The following is a 15,954-nucleotide window of genomic DNA, read 5'->3' as shown; positions in this document are numbered from 1 at the left end:
GCCTTTTTCTTTGTAAAGGCGGCGGCATGCACGTCCATCGCTGTGGAAGAGGTGGCAGCGATGTCCTGGAATACCAATTGTCAATGTATCACCTGTTTCAACGCCCAAAGTATCAGGCTGGCGGTAAATTACATCAGAATCAGAGCCTTTCAAGTTCATGTAGACTTGTGTTTCATTGCCGAGTTTCTCAACTATCATCACCTTGCCTTCAATTTTCGCGTCACCATCTTCAGCGCTCAGCAAGTGCTCTGGACGCACACCTAATGACATACGCTCGCCGCGAGTGATCGTGGTGCCATCGACCAAAATCCAAAATGAGGTTCCATTAGAGAGTTGAACTTTCACGCGTTCGGCTTCGACATCTTCGATGAATACGCTCATGAAGTTCATTTTAGGAGAACCGATGAAACCTGCGACGAAACGATTTTCTGGGTAATGATACAACTCAAGTGGTTTGCCTACTTGTGATACGAAACCAGCATCCAAGACCACGATTTTGTCAGCCATTGTCATTGCTTCGACTTGGTCATGGGTAACGTAAATCATAGTGCAGCCCAATTTGCGTTGCAGTTTGGTTATCTCTGAACGCATCTGTACGCGCAGCGCTGCATCTAGGTTAGACAGCGGCTCATCAAGCAAAAAGACATTCGGTTGTGAGACTAAAGTACGCCCAATCGCGACACGCTGACGTTGACCACCTGAAAGAGACTTAGGTTGACGTTCAAGCAAATGGCTGAGCTGGAGAATATCGGCGGCGTGCTCAACACGTTGCTCGATCTCCTTTTTATCGGCTTTGGCCAACTTTAGGCCAAAAGACATGTTGTCGAAAAGATTAAGGTGCGGGTAGAGCGCATAGGATTGAAATACCATGCCGACGCCACGTTTAGAAGGTTCAACATCATTCATTCGCTTATCGCCAATAAACAAGTCACCCGAGGTGATATCTTCTAGGCCTGCTATGCAACGCAGTAGGGTCGATTTCCCACAACCTGACGGACCGACAAAGACGACAAATTCGCCTTCTTGAATTTCTAAGTCGACATTTTTAGAAATTAATACATCACCGTATGCTTTACATACATTTTTTAACGTGACACTCGCCATAGAGCTCGTCCTCGATCAATATTTTTTATAAATCACTGCCCATCATTATATGAGTTTTCTTGCAGGCAATGACAGCAGGAATTGGGTAAGGTGGTTAATAATGTAAGAAAAAGGGTGATGTCTTCAAATTAAGGGAGTTTGAAGAAAGCATCACCCATCCATGCCAATGATTTAGTTCACTTCCCCTGCACATTGAGCGTCTCCCCCGTTATAAAATCAATTACCACGAACGCTCATTTATGACAGCAAACCAATCTAGCGATGTAAGCCAGTAAACGATGAGTTACTGGAAAAGGCTCTTACTATCCACTCTGGGATGACTGTATTTTGTGTGATGTGTGTGTTTGATACATCCTCCTAATTGAGTTTTTTATAGGGGGGAGTAGCGATGGATGCGATGGAGGAGGGGTTTAAGGGCTGAGTTAGATCCAGTTCAAATAATTAATGGCTGTTAAGTGGAAGCATGTCACAAAAAGGTATTTTTTTGTGATTGAGCTCTCTAACCTTGAGCGATGATGATCACGAAAATAGTCCATAATATCGAGGGCGTAGGGCGTAGGAGGATGAGTCAAGTTAGGTTTTCTCTGATTATATATGACGAAATACGGCGAAACCTGTTGGTGAGCCCTACAACACAAAAATAAAAAGGATATGAACATGAAAAACGCCCTAAGCACAGTCGCGCTAAGTACTCTAGTTGCTCTTGGTTCGTTTGGTGCACATGCTGCTATTGAAGAAGGACAACTCACCATTTGGATCAATGGTGATAAAGGCTATAACGGTTTGGCTGAAGTGGGTAAGAAATTTGAGACGGACACGGGTATCAAAGTGACCGTGGCTCACCCTGACGCACTTCAAGATAAATTCCCACAAACCGCAGCAACGGGTGATGGACCTGATATTGTGTTCTGGGCTCATGACCGTTTTGGTGGTTATGCAGAAGCTGGTTTGCTGGCTGAAATTAAACCTTCAAAAGCGATTCAAGAGGGTATCGTGGATTTTGCCTGGGATGCGGTGAAATACAACGGTAAAATCATCGGCTACCCAGTCGCGGTAGAATCCTTGTCTCTCATCTATAACAAAGATCTTGTGCCAAACCCACCGAAAAGCTGGGAAGAAGTGGAAGCGTTGAACGCCAAACTTAAGAAAGAGGGCAAAACGGCCATCATGTGGAACTTGAAAGAACCGTATTTCACATGGCCTCTTATGGCGGCTGATGGCGGTTACGCATTCAAATACACGATTGATGGCTATGATGTGAAAGATGCGGGTATCGCGAATAAAGGCGTAAAAGACGCGATGAACTTCGTGAAAGGCTTAGTGGACAAAGGCGTGATCTCTCCGGATATGGACTACTCTGTTTCTGAAGCTGCGTTTAACCAAGGTAAAACGGCAATGACGATCAACGGTCCGTGGGCTTGGGGCAACATTGAAAAATCAGGCATTAACTACGGTGTGACGACATTACCGAAATTTAACGGGCAATCTTCCAAGCCGTTCGTGGGCGTATTGACGGCTGGTATCAGCACCGCTTCTCCAAATAAAGATCTCGCGATTGAGTTTATCGAAAACTACTTACTCACCAATGATGGTCTGCGCATGGTCAATAATGACAAACCTCTTGGCGCGGTGGCTCTTAACTCTTTCCAACGTGAGCTTGATGCAGATACGCGCATCGCCGCGACAATGGATAACGCAATGAATGGCGAAATTATGCCGAACATCCCTCAGATGAATGCATTTTGGGGCAGCGCGAAAAGTGCAATTATCAATATTGTAGATGGCCGCCAAACTGTCGATGCCGCACTGGCTGATGCAGAAAAACAAATGACTAAATAATTCGGTTTTGGTCAAGCCCTTAAGGAGAGGGTAACCTCTCCTTCATTTTACGTTTATATCGCTAGCAGGTTCTTCTATGCAGTCAGTTCAAGGTACAGATGCTTTGTCAGCACCCGAAACGGCACTTCCTTCCAGTAAAAATGTGCTCATTAAATGGGCATTATTAGGTACGGTTGGTATCGTTAACGGTTACGCCACTATTCTTATGTATTCTCGCGGTGAGCTCGCCTTTGCGCTGCTTACTCTCATTCTTACCGCTCTGGCCCTTTATATTTTCGGCAGTAAACATACTTACGCACACCGCTATATTTATCCGGGTATCGCGGGAATGATCTTATTCATCCTCTTTCCTTTGGCCTACACCGTTGGTCTGGCTTTTACTAACTACAGTGCTAAAAACCAACTCTCTTTAGAACGTGCACAAGCCGTGCTGTTGGATCGAACTTATCAGGGCGGGGAAAGCTATCCTTTCACTCTATACAAAACGGAAAGTGGTTATCGAATTGCAATCGAGGATGGAGAGCAGACGCTCGCTACCGACGTATTTTCCTTAACGGGTTTATCGGTGACCGATATGGATCTTCAACCTATTGAGGGTATTGAGGGCACCAAAGAGCCGATTAAAACCATTATTAATCACCGTGCTACGTTGAGCTCAATTGATCTGCATTTCCCTAGTGGTGAAGATGTACGTATGAGTGGCTTGCGCAAGTTTGCCGCCGTATCGCCGCTTTACACCATGCAAGATGATGGCGAAACGCTGGTCAATAATCAAACAGGCGAAATACTACGGCCGAATATGGATGTTGGCTTTTATCAACCAGTGGACGAAAGTGGTCAGTTTATCGGTGTGACAGTATCGCCTGGTTTTGTCGTGAAAATTGGTACACATAACTTTGAGCGTGTATGGAAAGATGACGGTATTAAAGAGCCTTTCATCAATATCTTTATCTGGACGGTCGTTTTCTCAACCTTAACCGTGATTTTCACTCTTATGATAGGGCTAGTGTTGGCTAGTGTTGTGCAATGGGAAGAGCTTAAAGGCCGCGCCGTTTACCGAGTGCTATTAATCCTGCCTTATGCTGTTCCTGCTTTTATTTCTATTTTGATCTTCAAAGGCTTGTTCAACCAAAGCTTTGGTGAGATCAATATGGTGCTCAACAGTATTTTTGGCATTAGTCCTAGCTGGTTCTCAGACCCCTTTCTCGCTAAAAGTATGGTGCTGATCGTCAATACTTGGCTTGGTTTTCCTTACATGATGATTTTGTGTATGGGTCTTTTGAAAGCGATTCCAGAGGATTTATATGAAGCATCGGCGATTGATGGTGCAGGTTTTTTACACAACTTCACCCGTATCACATTGCCGCTCATGATCAAACCAATGACTCCGTTACTCATTGCGAGCTTTGCGTTTAACTTTAACAACTTTGTGATGATTCAACTTCTGACACAAGGTGGCCCGAATATGATTGGTACTTCAGAGCCAGCCGGTTACACCGATTTACTCGTAAGCTATACCTATCGTATTGCGTTTGAAGGAGCTGGTGGTCAAGACTTCGGTTTGGCTAGTGCCATCGCAACCTTGATCTTCTTACTGGTTGGTGGGTTAGCACTACTCAACTTACGTTTTACGAAGCTGTCACAGAATTAAGGAGTAATCGTTATGGCGATGGTACAAGGTCAATCTCTCAAATATCGCTTATGGGCGACTCATGTTGCTCTGTGGGCATTTTTATCGCTGATCATTTTTCCACTATTGATGGTCATTGCGATTTCATTTCGTGAAGGGAACTTTGCCACGGGCAGTTTGATCCCAGATAACCCATCTCTAGAACACTGGAAATTGGCATTAGGTTTTGCTGTCACTAATGCTGATGGCTCTGTTACACCGCCGCCATTTCCGGTTCTGACTTGGTTATGGAATTCAGTGAAAGTAGCAGGCATTACTTCAGTGCTCATTGTGGCCTTATCGACAACGTCTGCTTATGCCTTTGCGCGCATGCGTTTTAAAGGTAAAGACACCATCCTAAAAGCGATGATGATTTTTCAAATGTTCCCAGCGGTACTGGCACTGGTTGCGATGTATGCACTGTTTGACAAATTAGGTCAATACATCCCATTTCTTGGCTTAAATACGCATGGTGGTTTAATTTTCTCCTACCTAGGTGGTATCGCACTGCACGTATGGACGATCAAAGGCTATTTTGAAACGATAGATAACTCATTAGAAGAAGCGGCTGCTTTAGATGGAGCTACACCATGGCAAGCCTTTAGACTGGTGCTGCTACCACTCTCTGTGCCGATTCTTGCGGTTGTGTTTATTCTCTCGTTTATTGGGGTGGTTGGTGAAGTACCAGTGGCATCTTTGCTACTTTCTGATGTAAACTCATATACATTAGCGGTGGGTATGCAGCAGTATCTTTATCCTCAGAACTATTTGTGGGGAGATTTTGCAGCAGCAGCAGTGTTGTCTGCTTTACCTATCACTGTCGTATTTTTGCTTGCACAGCGCTGGTTAGTCGGAGGACTTACGGCCGGTGGTGTGAAAGGATAATAACGATAGGGCGACCGTGAGGTCGCCCATATTGTATTAGCTTAACGTATTTGGTTTGGCCGCCGATCAGTTAAGTAATATGCAAATCTGGCGTTACGCATAGCTGGCTGTTAGCTTTATTCCTTACTATCCAACAAACTAACAGTTTTTGTAACCAAGACCCGAGCATTGCTTGGGTTTTTTTATATCTGTATTAAAGGGTGCTATTGGTAACGCACATGCAGTATATGATGAATTGAATGTCTCAAAAGTGAAATGGTGTTTGGATGCGACCCACATCTGAAATCTTCGTGTAACGTCGTAAAGGAAAGCTAAAAAATTAGAACTCACGGCTAGAAGGGGCGCAGCCTAAGTATTGCAAAAGGACATACAAACTCTCTTGCTGCAGCGCAACGCGGCGAAACAAATCGGCGAAGGTATCATCTCCGCCAAAGCAGGCACGGATATAGTGGTTAATTTCTTGGGGCTGGTAGCCTTCAACGTAAAGCGTTCGGACCCAGTGATACTCAATTGACTTTGGGTCGACTAATGTCGATTCGCTCAAGGTAATCTCTCTGAGAGTCAAAGTCTTTTCCTATCATCGATGCAAAATTTCAGAGGGCTCGATTTAAGCAGATAAAGATGAAGAAAAAATGACAACTGAGCGCATCATGGGTGGTTATTTTAAGTACTTAACGTGAGCTTCCATCTCTTCCCCTATCTCTTTACGCATGTTCATTAAGCGTATCGCTGATTGGCGTAGTGCAATATCTTCTGCTGTTTGCGGCACCCATTCTGGGATGGGGGTGGGCTTGCCTTGCCCATCGACAGCCACCATGATGACAATACAATGGGTAGTCAGCTGGTTTTTCAACTCTTTTGGATCGCTCGCTTGCACATCAATGGCAATATGCATTGAGCTCGTTCCCGTATAAATGACTTTTGCGCTGACTTCAACGAGGTTCCCTACGTGGATAGGAGCGACAAAGCGGATCCCTCCCGCATAAGCGGTGATGCAATATTTACCGCTCCAGCCTGCTGAGCATGCATAGGCCGCTAGATCTATCCATTTCATGACAGCGCCACCGTGGACTTTACCACCAAAATTCACATCACCGGGCTCTGCTAAAAAACGCAAAGTTATTGCACGTTGGCCACTACTCATTGGGGAATCCTTGTTTTTTATTAACGGAATCATAAATAACAAAGCGTTAACCAAACTGCAATATTATTTTGAATGCAGCAGATATAAAAAATCCTCTTAGTTGCCTAAGAGGATTTTTAAAGCCGAGCGGTACGAGTTATTTACTTTATGTTGTACCTTATTGAGCCAACTGAGCGTTAGTTATTCAGTTGCGTTAATAATAGTTTAAACAGTATTTCGACGTAACTGTTCGATCGAACAGGTTCTATCTCTGATGAGATTGTTTAGCGTGATTTCTCCAATAACCTAAGGAGAAGTCACATGACTATTTCAATTTATTCACATACCTTTCAAAGTGTCCCTCAAGCTGATTATGTGTCATTGCTGAAGTTACGCTATAAAGTTTTTTCGCAACGCTTGCAGTGGGAGCTAAAAACAAATCGAGAAATGGAGACTGATGAGTACGACGTTCCAGAAGCACACTATTTGTATGCCAAAGAGGAACAGGGTCATTTAGTGGGGTGTTGGCGAATTTTGCCAACGACGTCGCGTTATATGCTTAAAGATACTTTTTCGGAATTACTCGGTGTGCAGCAAGCACCCAAAGCAAAGGAGATTTATGAGCTGAGTCGTTTTGCGGTCGATAAAGATCATTCGGCGCAATTGGGCGGCGTGAGTAATGTTACGCTGCAGATGTTTCAGTCGCTGTATCATCACGCCCAGCAATATCACATCAATGCCTATGTAACGGTCACATCGGCCAGTGTGGAAAAATTGATTAAGCGGATGGGGATCCCATGCGAAAGACTCGGTGATAAAAAAGTGCATCTTTTGGGAAGTACACGTTCTGTCGCTTTGCATATTCCAATGAATGAAGCATATCGTGCAAGTGTCAATGCATAAGCCTTATAAATAGGGATTGATATAGCCACCTAAAATAGCTTTAGTGATCGCTTGGTAGCGATTCGTCGCGCCAAGCTTTTTACAAGCATTACTGAAATGGAACTTCACGGTACGTTCTGACGTATTAATAATCGTGGCAATTTCCCAAGCGCTTTTGCCTTCGGCCGCCCAAGCTAAGCATTGTACTTCACGTGCGGTGAGCACCGCTCTCGGTTTTGCGTCTTTATGGTAACGGGTGATGTTGCCAATATTATGAGCCAGTAACGGTACAATGAGCTGTGAGGTATGGATACTTTGTTGATTCAAATCGTAAGACTTGGTATCTGAGGTTGCAAAACTTATCATGCCAAATTCCCCCCTAAGTCCATGGATTGGAATGCTAAATCCCGCTTTGAGTCCATTGCAACGCGCCTCTTCAAAAATGACTCGTCCATCATCATTGACTCGTTTAGCGTCATCCCAGCGAATGGGCAAAAAATTGGTAATACTGTATTTGACAATTGGATCGATATGCATGAAGCCTGATTCATCATATTGCTGTCGCCAGCTATTGGGGTAATTGTCCGTGACAAGCGTTTCACTGGTTTTTAACGTGGGTTGAAAAGAGAGGCCAAAGAGGAAAAATTCATGATCAATTAAGTTATTGAGCCCATTGAGTACATTTTCCAAATCATCGTGGCTAGTGATTTGTTGGTTCTCTTGGATCAGTCTCAGAATTTTGTACATAAGCCGAAAGTTCTAAATTGCGTCGTACTATATTGGCATTTATATCAAAAAAAACCGTAACAGTACGAGCAAATAATGAAATAGTTTATCTATTTGGCGGGAAAATCTAGTTCAAATGTCGGTTTGGCCTCAATCTATCTATACCACCTGAATGGTTACTTCATTTTCACGAGCGAATGCATCAATTTCTTCTGGTGGTTGAGCATTGGTAATGATCAAATCTACATCGGCAATTGTGCCTAGCTTCACCATGGCATTACGTCCGAATTTACTGTGGTCGACACCGAGATAAACACAGCGACTATTTTCGATGATCGCCCGTTTGACTCTCACTTCGTGATAATCGAAATCTAAAAGTGAGCCATCATAGTCAATGCCGCTAATCCCTAAAATACCGAAATCGAGACGAAATTGTGAAATGAAATCCAAAGTGGCTTCACCCGTCACGCCACCGTCTTTATTACGCACTTCACCGCCCGCTAAGATGACATTAAAATCCGGTTTGGCCATTAAAATCGTCGCCACGTTAATGTTGTTGGTGACAATGCGCAGATTTTCGTGATTGAGCATTAATGCCCGAGCGATAGCTTCAGGTGTCGTACCTATGTCGATAAAGAGCGTTGCGCCATCGGGAATGTGTTTGACTAGCTCGGCAGCCACTTTCTCTTTTTCTTGCTGATAAGTTACTTGGCGAGTGTGGTAAGAGGAGTTTTCAGAACTAGACGCGATGGTAGCGCCGCCGTGATTGCGTCGTAACTTATTGGCATCTGCAAGTTCGTTGAGATCTCGGCGGATGGTTTGTGGGCTAACATTGAATCGCTCGACTAAATCATCGGTACTCACAAATCCGTGTGTTTGAACTAATTCGATAATTTCTTGATGGCGTTTAACTGCTTTCACCTTAAATATCCTTATTCATTGAAGCTTAAATAGGTCAATACCTTGAATGCTTACTTTGCGTAAGGCACTACGACTTTGTGAGTGTACGGTTTAATCGACCAAATTCAATCATTAGTGAATGGGATACGCGAGTATTTGCTCGTTTTAAGTGATAATTCACATTAAACGAACATTATAGGCCCTTTATGGAACATAGTTATGTTTCTTGGAATGTGGCACATTGATTCCGTCCAGCGAGCTTGGCTTTATAAAGTGCTTTGTCTGAGCGGCGATAAATTTCGAAAAAATCGGCATCGTTGCCCGCAATTTCAGAGATACCACAACTGATACTAAAGTGTGCGCCGTTGTCAAAAAATGCGTATGCATAAAATTCTTTACGCAAACGATCTGCCACTTGAAAGGCCTCATGCGCATTCGCCTTATGCAGAACAATCAGAAACTCTTCACCACCAATTCTACCGCAGGCATCGCCATGGCGTGTGTGCTTTCTCGCCATCTCTGCTAACTGCCAAATCACATCATCTCCTCGCTGGTGGCCATAGGTGTCGTTTACTAACTTGAAGTTGTCGATATCAATGGCAATACAACTTATCGGATAATGATCACGCTGAGCCAACGTAAATTCATTGCACGCTTCCCGCCACAGCTTGCGGCGATTGTAGAGCTGCGTTAAGTCATCGGTATTGGCCAGAGTGTGAAGCTGTTCTCGCAGTTCGACAATATCGGTAATCTCAGTAGACACACCGATAAGGCCAATCACTTCACCGGTTTGTGTACTTAGAATCGGTTTCTTTATTGCGCGGTAGACGCGTACTTTGGCATCAAATTTTGCTTGCGCACGTTCTTCACTGGTGAAGGGCTGCTTGGTATCAAATACCATTTTATCGCTGTGTAAAATATCGGCGAGCAGTTCATCTTGAAAAAAATCGTGATCAGTTTTGCCTTTGAGTTCTTCCAAAGTTGTGCCGAACAGTTTTAGTGTTAGCTGATTTGCATACAGATACTCACCTTGACGGTTTTTTACGAACACGTATGAACCGAGCTCGTTTAAAACAAGCTCATGCAAGGCAAACAAATTATTGCTATACACATCTTCTATGTTATCAAGAATCATTATCTGGCCACCAAATTTGCTAGGTTGCCTAACTGATCTGACGTAAAGGATCCCTCAATACATTTCATTTTTGTTTATTTTTATTCTTCTTCCATAAACATAGCTCGAATCGATGCTATATGCTCAATTTTATGGTTGTATTACGCCCTCGATAGCTGTTGTACGGCTTTTTGTCAGTTTTATTTGGGATAAAATAACCCCGGAAATTACCATCGTTCCACCTAAAAGATGGTAGTTTTGCACTGTTTCACCTAACAGGGTTGTGGCAAGCGAAACCGCCACCACAGGTAACAAATTCATAAACATCGCACTAGAGTCTGCACCAATTAAATCGATCGCTTTTACCCACATCCACGGAGCCAACAAGGATGCAGCGACGGAAGCGTAAGCGATTAGGGGCAGTGAGCCTTCCGTGGGTAGGAGATGTTCACTGGTCAACCATAATGGTGTCAGCATTAAGACAGCAAACAACCCTTGCATATAAATAAGCGTCCAATTGCTTAGCGGCATTTTCCACCGTTTAAGTAACACACAATAAAGTGCGTAAACGGTTGCAGCCACCACCATTAATGCATCGCCATGTGTAATATCTTGATGCAAGAAGAAGCTCATATCGCCTTGACCTAGCATAAAAGCAAGCCCTGCGAGAGAGAGGACTCCTCCGACAACACTCAAAGCTGAAATGCGCTTGCGGAGCAGGGGAACACTAATGAATACACTGAGCAGTGGTACCAGCGAAGTGATCAACGACATATTTGATGCAGTAGTCGTTAGCCCTGCGTAATAGCCAAGAGACTGATTCAGTACCATGCCTAACATGGCTAAAAAAGCCAGTTTAGTTAAATGGGGTTTGATGATTACCCATTGGCGGATCACGGTAGGTAAGCAAAAGGGGGTTAGCAACAGCATAGCGACAAACCAGCGATAAAAACTCATCGCACTTGGTTCAATGGTTTCTGCGGCGAGCTTGTTGATGATAGAGTTACCACCCCAAATTAGAACCGTGAATAGTGGAAGAAGATATACCATGTGAGCCTCGTCGCAAATTGTGCTTTGAAGTATAGTGTGGCAGGTCTCTATAATTATATATATCTACAAAACGACATTGCGAGCGATAGGAAGACAAGTTTGAAAAAAGCGCCCAGAAATCTTCACCCTTCATTATCGATTGACAGTGCGCCATCGGATGTCTTTATGAATTTCGATGCGTTTTTGTCAAACACAGAAACGCGAACTCATAGCCATCCATGGGGACAAGTGCAGCTAATTTCCGGCGGGATTTTGGAAATGGAAGCGCAAGAAACGCGATTTCTCGCACCGCCTCATCTCGCGATTTGGGTTCCTGCGGGGGTGAAACACTGCAGCTATAATCGTAAGCCAATTGAATATTGTTCGCTCAATATTGATCGGGCTCTCACCCATGGTTTTCCCAAGCACACCAGTTTGATAAAAGTGACGCCCATCGTTTCTGCCATCATTGAGGATTTTCGATCGCGTGAAATCAGTGTGGCTCAAAACGCGCAAGATAAACGTTTAGTTCAAGTATTGCTCGACCAATTGGCAACGCAAGAAACGCAGCATCATTTTTTGCCTTCCACTAATCACAAATATTTAGCCCCGATTCTAGCGGCGGTAGAAGAAAAGCCGACCGATGATACGACATTGGCTTTATGGGCTGAAAAAGTACATACCACAGAGCGAACATTAGCGCGTCATTGCCAAACGGAACTAGGGATGAGTTTTACCGAATGGCGATTAAGAGTACGCTATCTCTATTCCATGGATTTACTGCGCACAGGGCATTCAGTGAAAGAGGTAGCATTAACTCTTGGCTACAACCAAGCCAGTCCTTTTATTACTATGTTTAAAAAATACTCCGGCCAAACGCCGGAACAGTATAAAAATCGCTTGTTATAATATTGCTTAAGCGTATGTAGGCACTTCATCCTGATCAAACTATAAAGAAGTGCCTTAGACTTAATTTGGTAATTTTTTACAACGTCTATTATTCATGAATCCATGACATAGGGGGTTGGGTGTTTTATCGTTTTAGCGGCACACGTAGTCCAAAGCGCCAACAATGGCGGCGACTTGTGCGTCATTACACTCTTGCGCTGTGACTTTTGGGCTATCTGGATACACTTCGGTGGTGGTGCCGAAGTAGCAATTTGTGATGCCACCGCATAACCCTAATGCTTTCATTGAGTAATTAATTACTCCCTCTTGAGTGATCGGAGAGCCGATGATCTCGCCTTTACTGTCGGCTGGTGCAATGTGCGTGACTTTGCGTACCGATTCAATAATGGCTGCTTGGAATTCTGGCTGCGGATTTTCCGTATCGCCGACAGTATAAAACCCATCGGGAATCGTATCGGCTTCATATCTAATCCCATCGCGCGCTGCGAGTGCAGGGCGAAACTCGCTTTCATCACTGTCTGTAGTTTCATGTAAATCAATATGCACCAACACGTCACCTAAGCTTGCGACCCAGCGCATTAAGCTTGCCGACTCTTCGGCTGGGCTATTGGCGTAAAATGAGCGATTAGGGTCAAGCGCTGATGGATTCCAACGATTGATCGTTTCATAGCCCCAAGGGCTTACGCACGGAGCAACGGCAATGTTGAAATGAGATTGATACTGCTGTGCTTGAGTCGCTAAAAACTGCAACGCGCCGTGCACTCCGCTGGTTTCGTAACCGTGTACACCACCTGTGATCAACACCGTTGGTTTGTCAGGGTTCCATGAGCGACTTTTTAAGGCAAATAATGGGTAGCGATCTTTGTCTATTGATAGTGCACCGTATTGCTCTACCTCAAAATCCGTTGCCAAAGCGTTAATTTTCGGCACGACTTCTTGCTGATATTCTCGTTTAATCGTCGTTTGTGCGAGCCACGCTTCGCGTTCTGCTGCTTGCCAAGGTGTGCCTGGCGTACCGATAGGATAAGTATAAACAGAGTACATGAGGGTTCCTTTCTGACTAGTTGCCCACAGAGTAAGAGGTGTGAGTGTTAAGAGCAATCAAAAATACCAAGCTGGATTTACCACAGCCCGTTAACAAGGTTTGATTATCCCCATTACCTCAACCTGTTTTTGGGCAATGCTGGTTTGTTAGAGCAAGGAAATAGTCCAACTCTGGCCTGATAACTGAGGTAAATCATTGGCTAAACCGAACGGTCACATCTAAACTGCAACCAGACCAATGCAATTGAGTGAGAACACGATTGGAGAATAGTTTCCCCCTTTCTGAACTAATGATTTCGCTAACGACCGCCTTAGACATGACGGAAGGCCAGCCACCGGAGCACTGCATTCGCTGTTGCTGGGTTGGTATGCATATTGGCATGCAATTAGAGCTCGATCAGGCTGAGCTGCATGATCTGTTTTTTACCTTGCTATTGAAAGATGCCGGCTGCAGTAGCAACGCCGCGCGAATTTGCGAGTTGTATGCCACCGATGATCTCGCTTTCAAACGGCGTTATAAAACCGTCGGAACCAGTCTATCGAGTGTGATTAACTTTATCGTCAAAAATACCGGTTCAGAGCAGAGCTGGGCAGAACGTATTTTAACTACCATCGACATTTTGAAAAATGGTAATGATTATGCACAAGAGCTTATTCAAACTCGTTGTACTCGTGGGGCTGATGTGGCGCGAGAGTTGCGATTTAGCGAAGTCGTCGCGCAGGGGATCCACTCACTGGATGAACATTGGAATGGTCAAGGGCGTCCTCAACAGCTAAAAGGTGAAGCCATCCCCCTTTTCTCGCGGATTGCGTTATTAGCTCAAGTATTTGATGTTTTTCAAATGGAACATGATTTGGACGAAGCAATACGTGAGGTTACAGAGCGTAGTGGTGTATGGTTTGACCCACAACTGGTTGAGATTATTGAGCAGTTGGTGGATAACCCGCACTTTGTGGCTAGCCTCAAAGCCTCTGATATCAGCCAACGAGTGATGCATTTACCACCGGCACAAGCGCATCAGCCTTTGGATGAAGCGTATTTAGACTGTATCGTCACGGCATTTGGCAAGATTGTTGATGCAAAAAGCCCCTATACCGCAGGGCACAGTGAACGAGTGGCTGTGTATACTGATTTAATCGCACGACAATTAGCCATTTCGGAAACTGATCGATCTTGGTTGAGACGCGCGGCATTACTGCACGACATTGGTAAGTTAGGGGTCAGTAATGCCATTTTAGATAAACCCGGTAAGTTAGACGATATGGAGTGGAAAGCCGTTCAGGCGCATGCCGCGTTTACTGAACAAATCTTGCGGAAATTATCGCCCTTTAAGACGTTGGCACGTATGGCAGGGGCGCATCATGAGAAACTCGATGGTACTGGCTATCCGCGTGGTGTAAACGGTGATGAGATCAGCGTGATGACTCGAATCATCACGACGGCCGATATTTTTGATGCTCTCAGCGCGGAACGTCCTTATCGCTCCGCGATGCCAATTGATAAAGCACTTTTGATCATGCAAGAGAATCTACATACTGCCATTGATCCTGACTGCTTCGCCGCGTTACAGAGCGCTCTGGCTCAATTGCCAGCCGAATATACTCAGTCACTGAGCTAGTGTTCTTTACTGCTTTACTGCTTTGCTACTTGAAGCGTCAGCACTGTTGGTGGGATTCTTATCGCTGTGTTTCCCTTCATCAGCGCTTGGTGTTACATTTTGTCACGCTTTGAATAATGAAAATGAATAAGAGAGAATTTGCATGGCAGGCGCGAGCTTACTTACCCTTCTTGATGATATTGCAACCGTGCTCGATGATGTGGCGTTGATGTCAAAAATGGCCGCGAAAAAAACGGCAGGCGTATTGGGGGATGACTTGGCGCTCAATGCTCAGCAGGTGTCTGGTGTTGCCGCTGAACGAGAGATCCCAGTGGTATGGGCAGTGGCTAAAGGCTCATTTCGCAACAAATTAATTTTGGTTCCCGCTGCCTTGCTGATGAGCTCATTAGCCCCTTGGTTGATAATGCCGCTCTTGTTAGTCGGTGGACTTTTTCTCTGCTTTGAAGGGGCAGAAAAAATCTTAGAAAAAGTGTTTCATACCAGCCATCACAGCACCGCTGACGCGGATGAGCGCATGCTCACTGACGTATCGATTGATGACTATGAAAAACGTAAAGTCGCTGGGGCGATTCGGACCGATTTTATTTTATCGGCCGAGATCATCGTGATTGCGTTGGGGACAGTGCAAGGCCATAGCATGGTGACACAAATTTTGGTGGTGAGTTTAATTGCAGTGGTCATGACCATCGGCGTTTATGGTTTGGTAGCAGGCATTGTGAAATTGGACGATTTAGGTTTCTACCTAGAGCGCACTTCAGATGGCGCAGGGCTGCGTGCTCGCTTTGGTAAAGGGTTGATCAGTTTCGCGCCTAAGCTCATGAAAGCATTAACTGTAGTGGGTACCGCCGCGATGTTTTTAGTGGGCGGTGGCATTGTGGTGCACAACGTCCCTTTTATTCACCACGTGCTTGAACCTGTGATTGCAGCCGTTGCTGAACTCTCTTTATTAGCAGTAGTGATGCCAACCTTGCTTAATGGTTTCGTTGGCTTACTCGCCGGGCTGGCTGTGGTTGCAGTGTGGGGGATGGTGAGTAAATTGAAACCGTCCCATTAATTTTTTTTATGGTGATGATAATCATATTGAATGGTGATTTGCCCGCAGACGAATAGA

The 15,954-nt window shown here is 44.7% G+C and carries 15 protein-coding genes; 7 read left to right on the top strand and 8 right to left on the bottom strand.

The window, feature by feature from the left end:
• The coding region (gene malK, locus AACQ17_RS08390; protein ID WP_094167651.1) for a maltose/maltodextrin ABC transporter ATP-binding protein MalK at window positions 1–1,104 on the bottom strand (1,104 nt) is incomplete at its 3' end.
• Window positions 1,105–1,761: 657 nt separating this feature from the next.
• Between malK and malE the strand changes: the two genes are divergently transcribed.
• From malE to malG, 3 genes are all read left to right on the top strand, one after another.
• Window positions 1,762–2,943, top strand: coding sequence for a maltose/maltodextrin ABC transporter substrate-binding protein MalE (malE, locus tag AACQ17_RS08385; protein WP_026027857.1), 1,182 nt, complete (start codon window positions 1,762–1,764; stop codon window positions 2,941–2,943).
• A 76-nt stretch (window positions 2,944–3,019) separates the two neighbouring features.
• Window positions 3,020–4,594, top strand: coding sequence for a maltose ABC transporter permease MalF (gene malF, locus AACQ17_RS08380; protein ID WP_017047198.1), 1,575 nt, complete (start codon window positions 3,020–3,022; stop codon window positions 4,592–4,594).
• A gap of 12 nt (window positions 4,595–4,606) precedes the next feature.
• Entirely contained in the window at window positions 4,607–5,497 is an 891-nt protein-coding gene (gene malG / locus AACQ17_RS08375; RefSeq protein WP_010317575.1) for a maltose ABC transporter permease MalG, read from the top strand.
• Window positions 5,498–5,816: 319 nt separating this feature from the next.
• Here the strand turns inward: malG and AACQ17_RS08370 are convergent, their stop codons facing one another.
• Together AACQ17_RS08370 and AACQ17_RS08365 are read right to left on the bottom strand one after the other, a co-directional pair.
• Entirely contained in the window at window positions 5,817–6,062 is a 246-nt protein-coding gene (locus tag AACQ17_RS08370) for a hypothetical protein (RefSeq protein WP_017047197.1), read from the bottom strand.
• Window positions 6,063–6,155: 93 nt separating this feature from the next.
• The gene (locus AACQ17_RS08365; protein WP_026027856.1) at window positions 6,156–6,641 is read right to left on the bottom strand and encodes an acyl-CoA thioesterase; all 486 of its coding nucleotides are present in this window, start codon (window positions 6,639–6,641) and stop codon (window positions 6,156–6,158) included.
• A 300-nt stretch (window positions 6,642–6,941) separates the two neighbouring features.
• On the opposite strand from AACQ17_RS08365, the gene AACQ17_RS08360 reads away from it, so the two are divergent.
• On the top strand, window positions 6,942–7,523 hold the full coding sequence (locus AACQ17_RS08360; protein WP_017046000.1) for an acyl-homoserine-lactone synthase: 582 nt from the start codon (window positions 6,942–6,944) through the stop codon (window positions 7,521–7,523).
• A 3-nt stretch (window positions 7,524–7,526) separates the two neighbouring features.
• Here the strand turns inward: AACQ17_RS08360 and AACQ17_RS08355 are convergent, their stop codons facing one another.
• From AACQ17_RS08355 to AACQ17_RS08340, 4 genes are all read right to left on the bottom strand, one after another.
• Complete coding sequence (locus tag AACQ17_RS08355; RefSeq protein ID WP_017044271.1) at window positions 7,527–8,249, bottom strand: helix-turn-helix transcriptional regulator; 723 nt, start codon at window positions 8,247–8,249, stop codon at window positions 7,527–7,529.
• Between the two features lie 138 nt (window positions 8,250–8,387).
• Window positions 8,388–9,149 carry a DeoR/GlpR family transcriptional regulator gene (locus tag AACQ17_RS08350; protein ID WP_013868063.1) on the bottom strand — a complete coding sequence of 254 codons (762 nt, stop codon included), beginning with the start codon at window positions 9,147–9,149 and terminating at the stop codon, window positions 8,388–8,390.
• Window positions 9,150–9,345: 196 nt separating this feature from the next.
• Window positions 9,346–10,263 carry a sensor domain-containing diguanylate cyclase gene (locus tag AACQ17_RS08345; protein WP_094147165.1) on the bottom strand — a complete coding sequence of 306 codons (918 nt, stop codon included), beginning with the start codon at window positions 10,261–10,263 and terminating at the stop codon, window positions 9,346–9,348.
• Between the two features lie 129 nt (window positions 10,264–10,392).
• Complete coding sequence (locus AACQ17_RS08340; protein ID WP_094147166.1) at window positions 10,393–11,292, bottom strand: DMT family transporter; 900 nt, start codon at window positions 11,290–11,292, stop codon at window positions 10,393–10,395.
• A gap of 99 nt (window positions 11,293–11,391) precedes the next feature.
• Between AACQ17_RS08340 and AACQ17_RS08335 the strand changes: the two genes are divergently transcribed.
• Window positions 11,392–12,180: an AraC family transcriptional regulator gene (locus tag AACQ17_RS08335; protein ID WP_094167650.1), complete on the top strand. Its 789-nt coding sequence runs from the start codon at window positions 11,392–11,394 to the stop codon at window positions 12,178–12,180.
• A 132-nt stretch (window positions 12,181–12,312) separates the two neighbouring features.
• Here the strand turns inward: AACQ17_RS08335 and AACQ17_RS08330 are convergent, their stop codons facing one another.
• The gene (locus AACQ17_RS08330) at window positions 12,313–13,224 is read right to left on the bottom strand and encodes a M14 family metallopeptidase (protein WP_166538109.1); all 912 of its coding nucleotides are present in this window, start codon (window positions 13,222–13,224) and stop codon (window positions 12,313–12,315) included.
• Between the two features lie 290 nt (window positions 13,225–13,514).
• On the opposite strand from AACQ17_RS08330, the gene AACQ17_RS08325 reads away from it, so the two are divergent.
• Both AACQ17_RS08325 and AACQ17_RS08320 read left to right on the top strand, forming a co-directional pair.
• A complete protein-coding gene (locus AACQ17_RS08325) occupies window positions 13,515–14,843 on the top strand; it encodes an HD-GYP domain-containing protein (protein ID WP_094130114.1) in 1,329 nt (442 codons plus the stop codon).
• Window positions 14,844–14,985: 142 nt separating this feature from the next.
• A complete protein-coding gene (locus AACQ17_RS08320) occupies window positions 14,986–15,897 on the top strand; it encodes a DUF808 domain-containing protein (protein WP_094147555.1) in 912 nt (303 codons plus the stop codon).
• Window positions 15,898–15,954 lie beyond the last annotated feature (57 nt).

The sequence above is a fragment of the Vibrio sp. V10_P2A27P122 genome, assembly GCF_963874335.1.
Taxonomy (GTDB): Bacteria; Pseudomonadota; Gammaproteobacteria; order Enterobacterales; family Vibrionaceae; genus Vibrio; species Vibrio anguillarum.
This window is presented reverse-complemented; position numbering and strand designations above follow the sequence as displayed.

Excerpts from the sequence above, each read along its gene's own strand:
- malE (WP_026027857.1), top strand. The coding sequence starts at position 1,762 with ATGAAAAACGCCCTAAGCACAGTCGCGCTAAGTACTCTAGTTGCTCTT.
- malF (WP_017047198.1), top strand. The coding sequence starts at position 3,020 with ATGCAGTCAGTTCAAGGTACAGATGCTTTGTCAGCACCCGAAACGGCA.
- malG (WP_010317575.1), top strand. The coding sequence starts at position 4,607 with ATGGCGATGGTACAAGGTCAATCTCTCAAATATCGCTTATGGGCGACT.
- AACQ17_RS08365 (WP_026027856.1), bottom strand. The coding sequence starts at position 6,641 with ATGAGTAGTGGCCAACGTGCAATAACTTTGCGTTTTTTAGCAGAGCCC.
- AACQ17_RS08360 (WP_017046000.1), top strand. The coding sequence starts at position 6,942 with ATGACTATTTCAATTTATTCACATACCTTTCAAAGTGTCCCTCAAGCT.
- AACQ17_RS08355 (WP_017044271.1), bottom strand. The coding sequence starts at position 8,249 with ATGTACAAAATTCTGAGACTGATCCAAGAGAACCAACAAATCACTAGC.
- AACQ17_RS08345 (WP_094147165.1), bottom strand. The coding sequence starts at position 10,263 with ATGATTCTTGATAACATAGAAGATGTGTATAGCAATAATTTGTTTGCC.
- AACQ17_RS08340 (WP_094147166.1), bottom strand. The coding sequence starts at position 11,292 with ATGGTATATCTTCTTCCACTATTCACGGTTCTAATTTGGGGTGGTAAC.
- AACQ17_RS08330 (WP_166538109.1), bottom strand. The coding sequence starts at position 13,224 with ATGTACTCTGTTTATACTTATCCTATCGGTACGCCAGGCACACCTTGG.
- AACQ17_RS08325 (WP_094130114.1), top strand. The coding sequence starts at position 13,515 with ATGATTTCGCTAACGACCGCCTTAGACATGACGGAAGGCCAGCCACCG.
- AACQ17_RS08320 (WP_094147555.1), top strand. The coding sequence starts at position 14,986 with ATGGCAGGCGCGAGCTTACTTACCCTTCTTGATGATATTGCAACCGTG.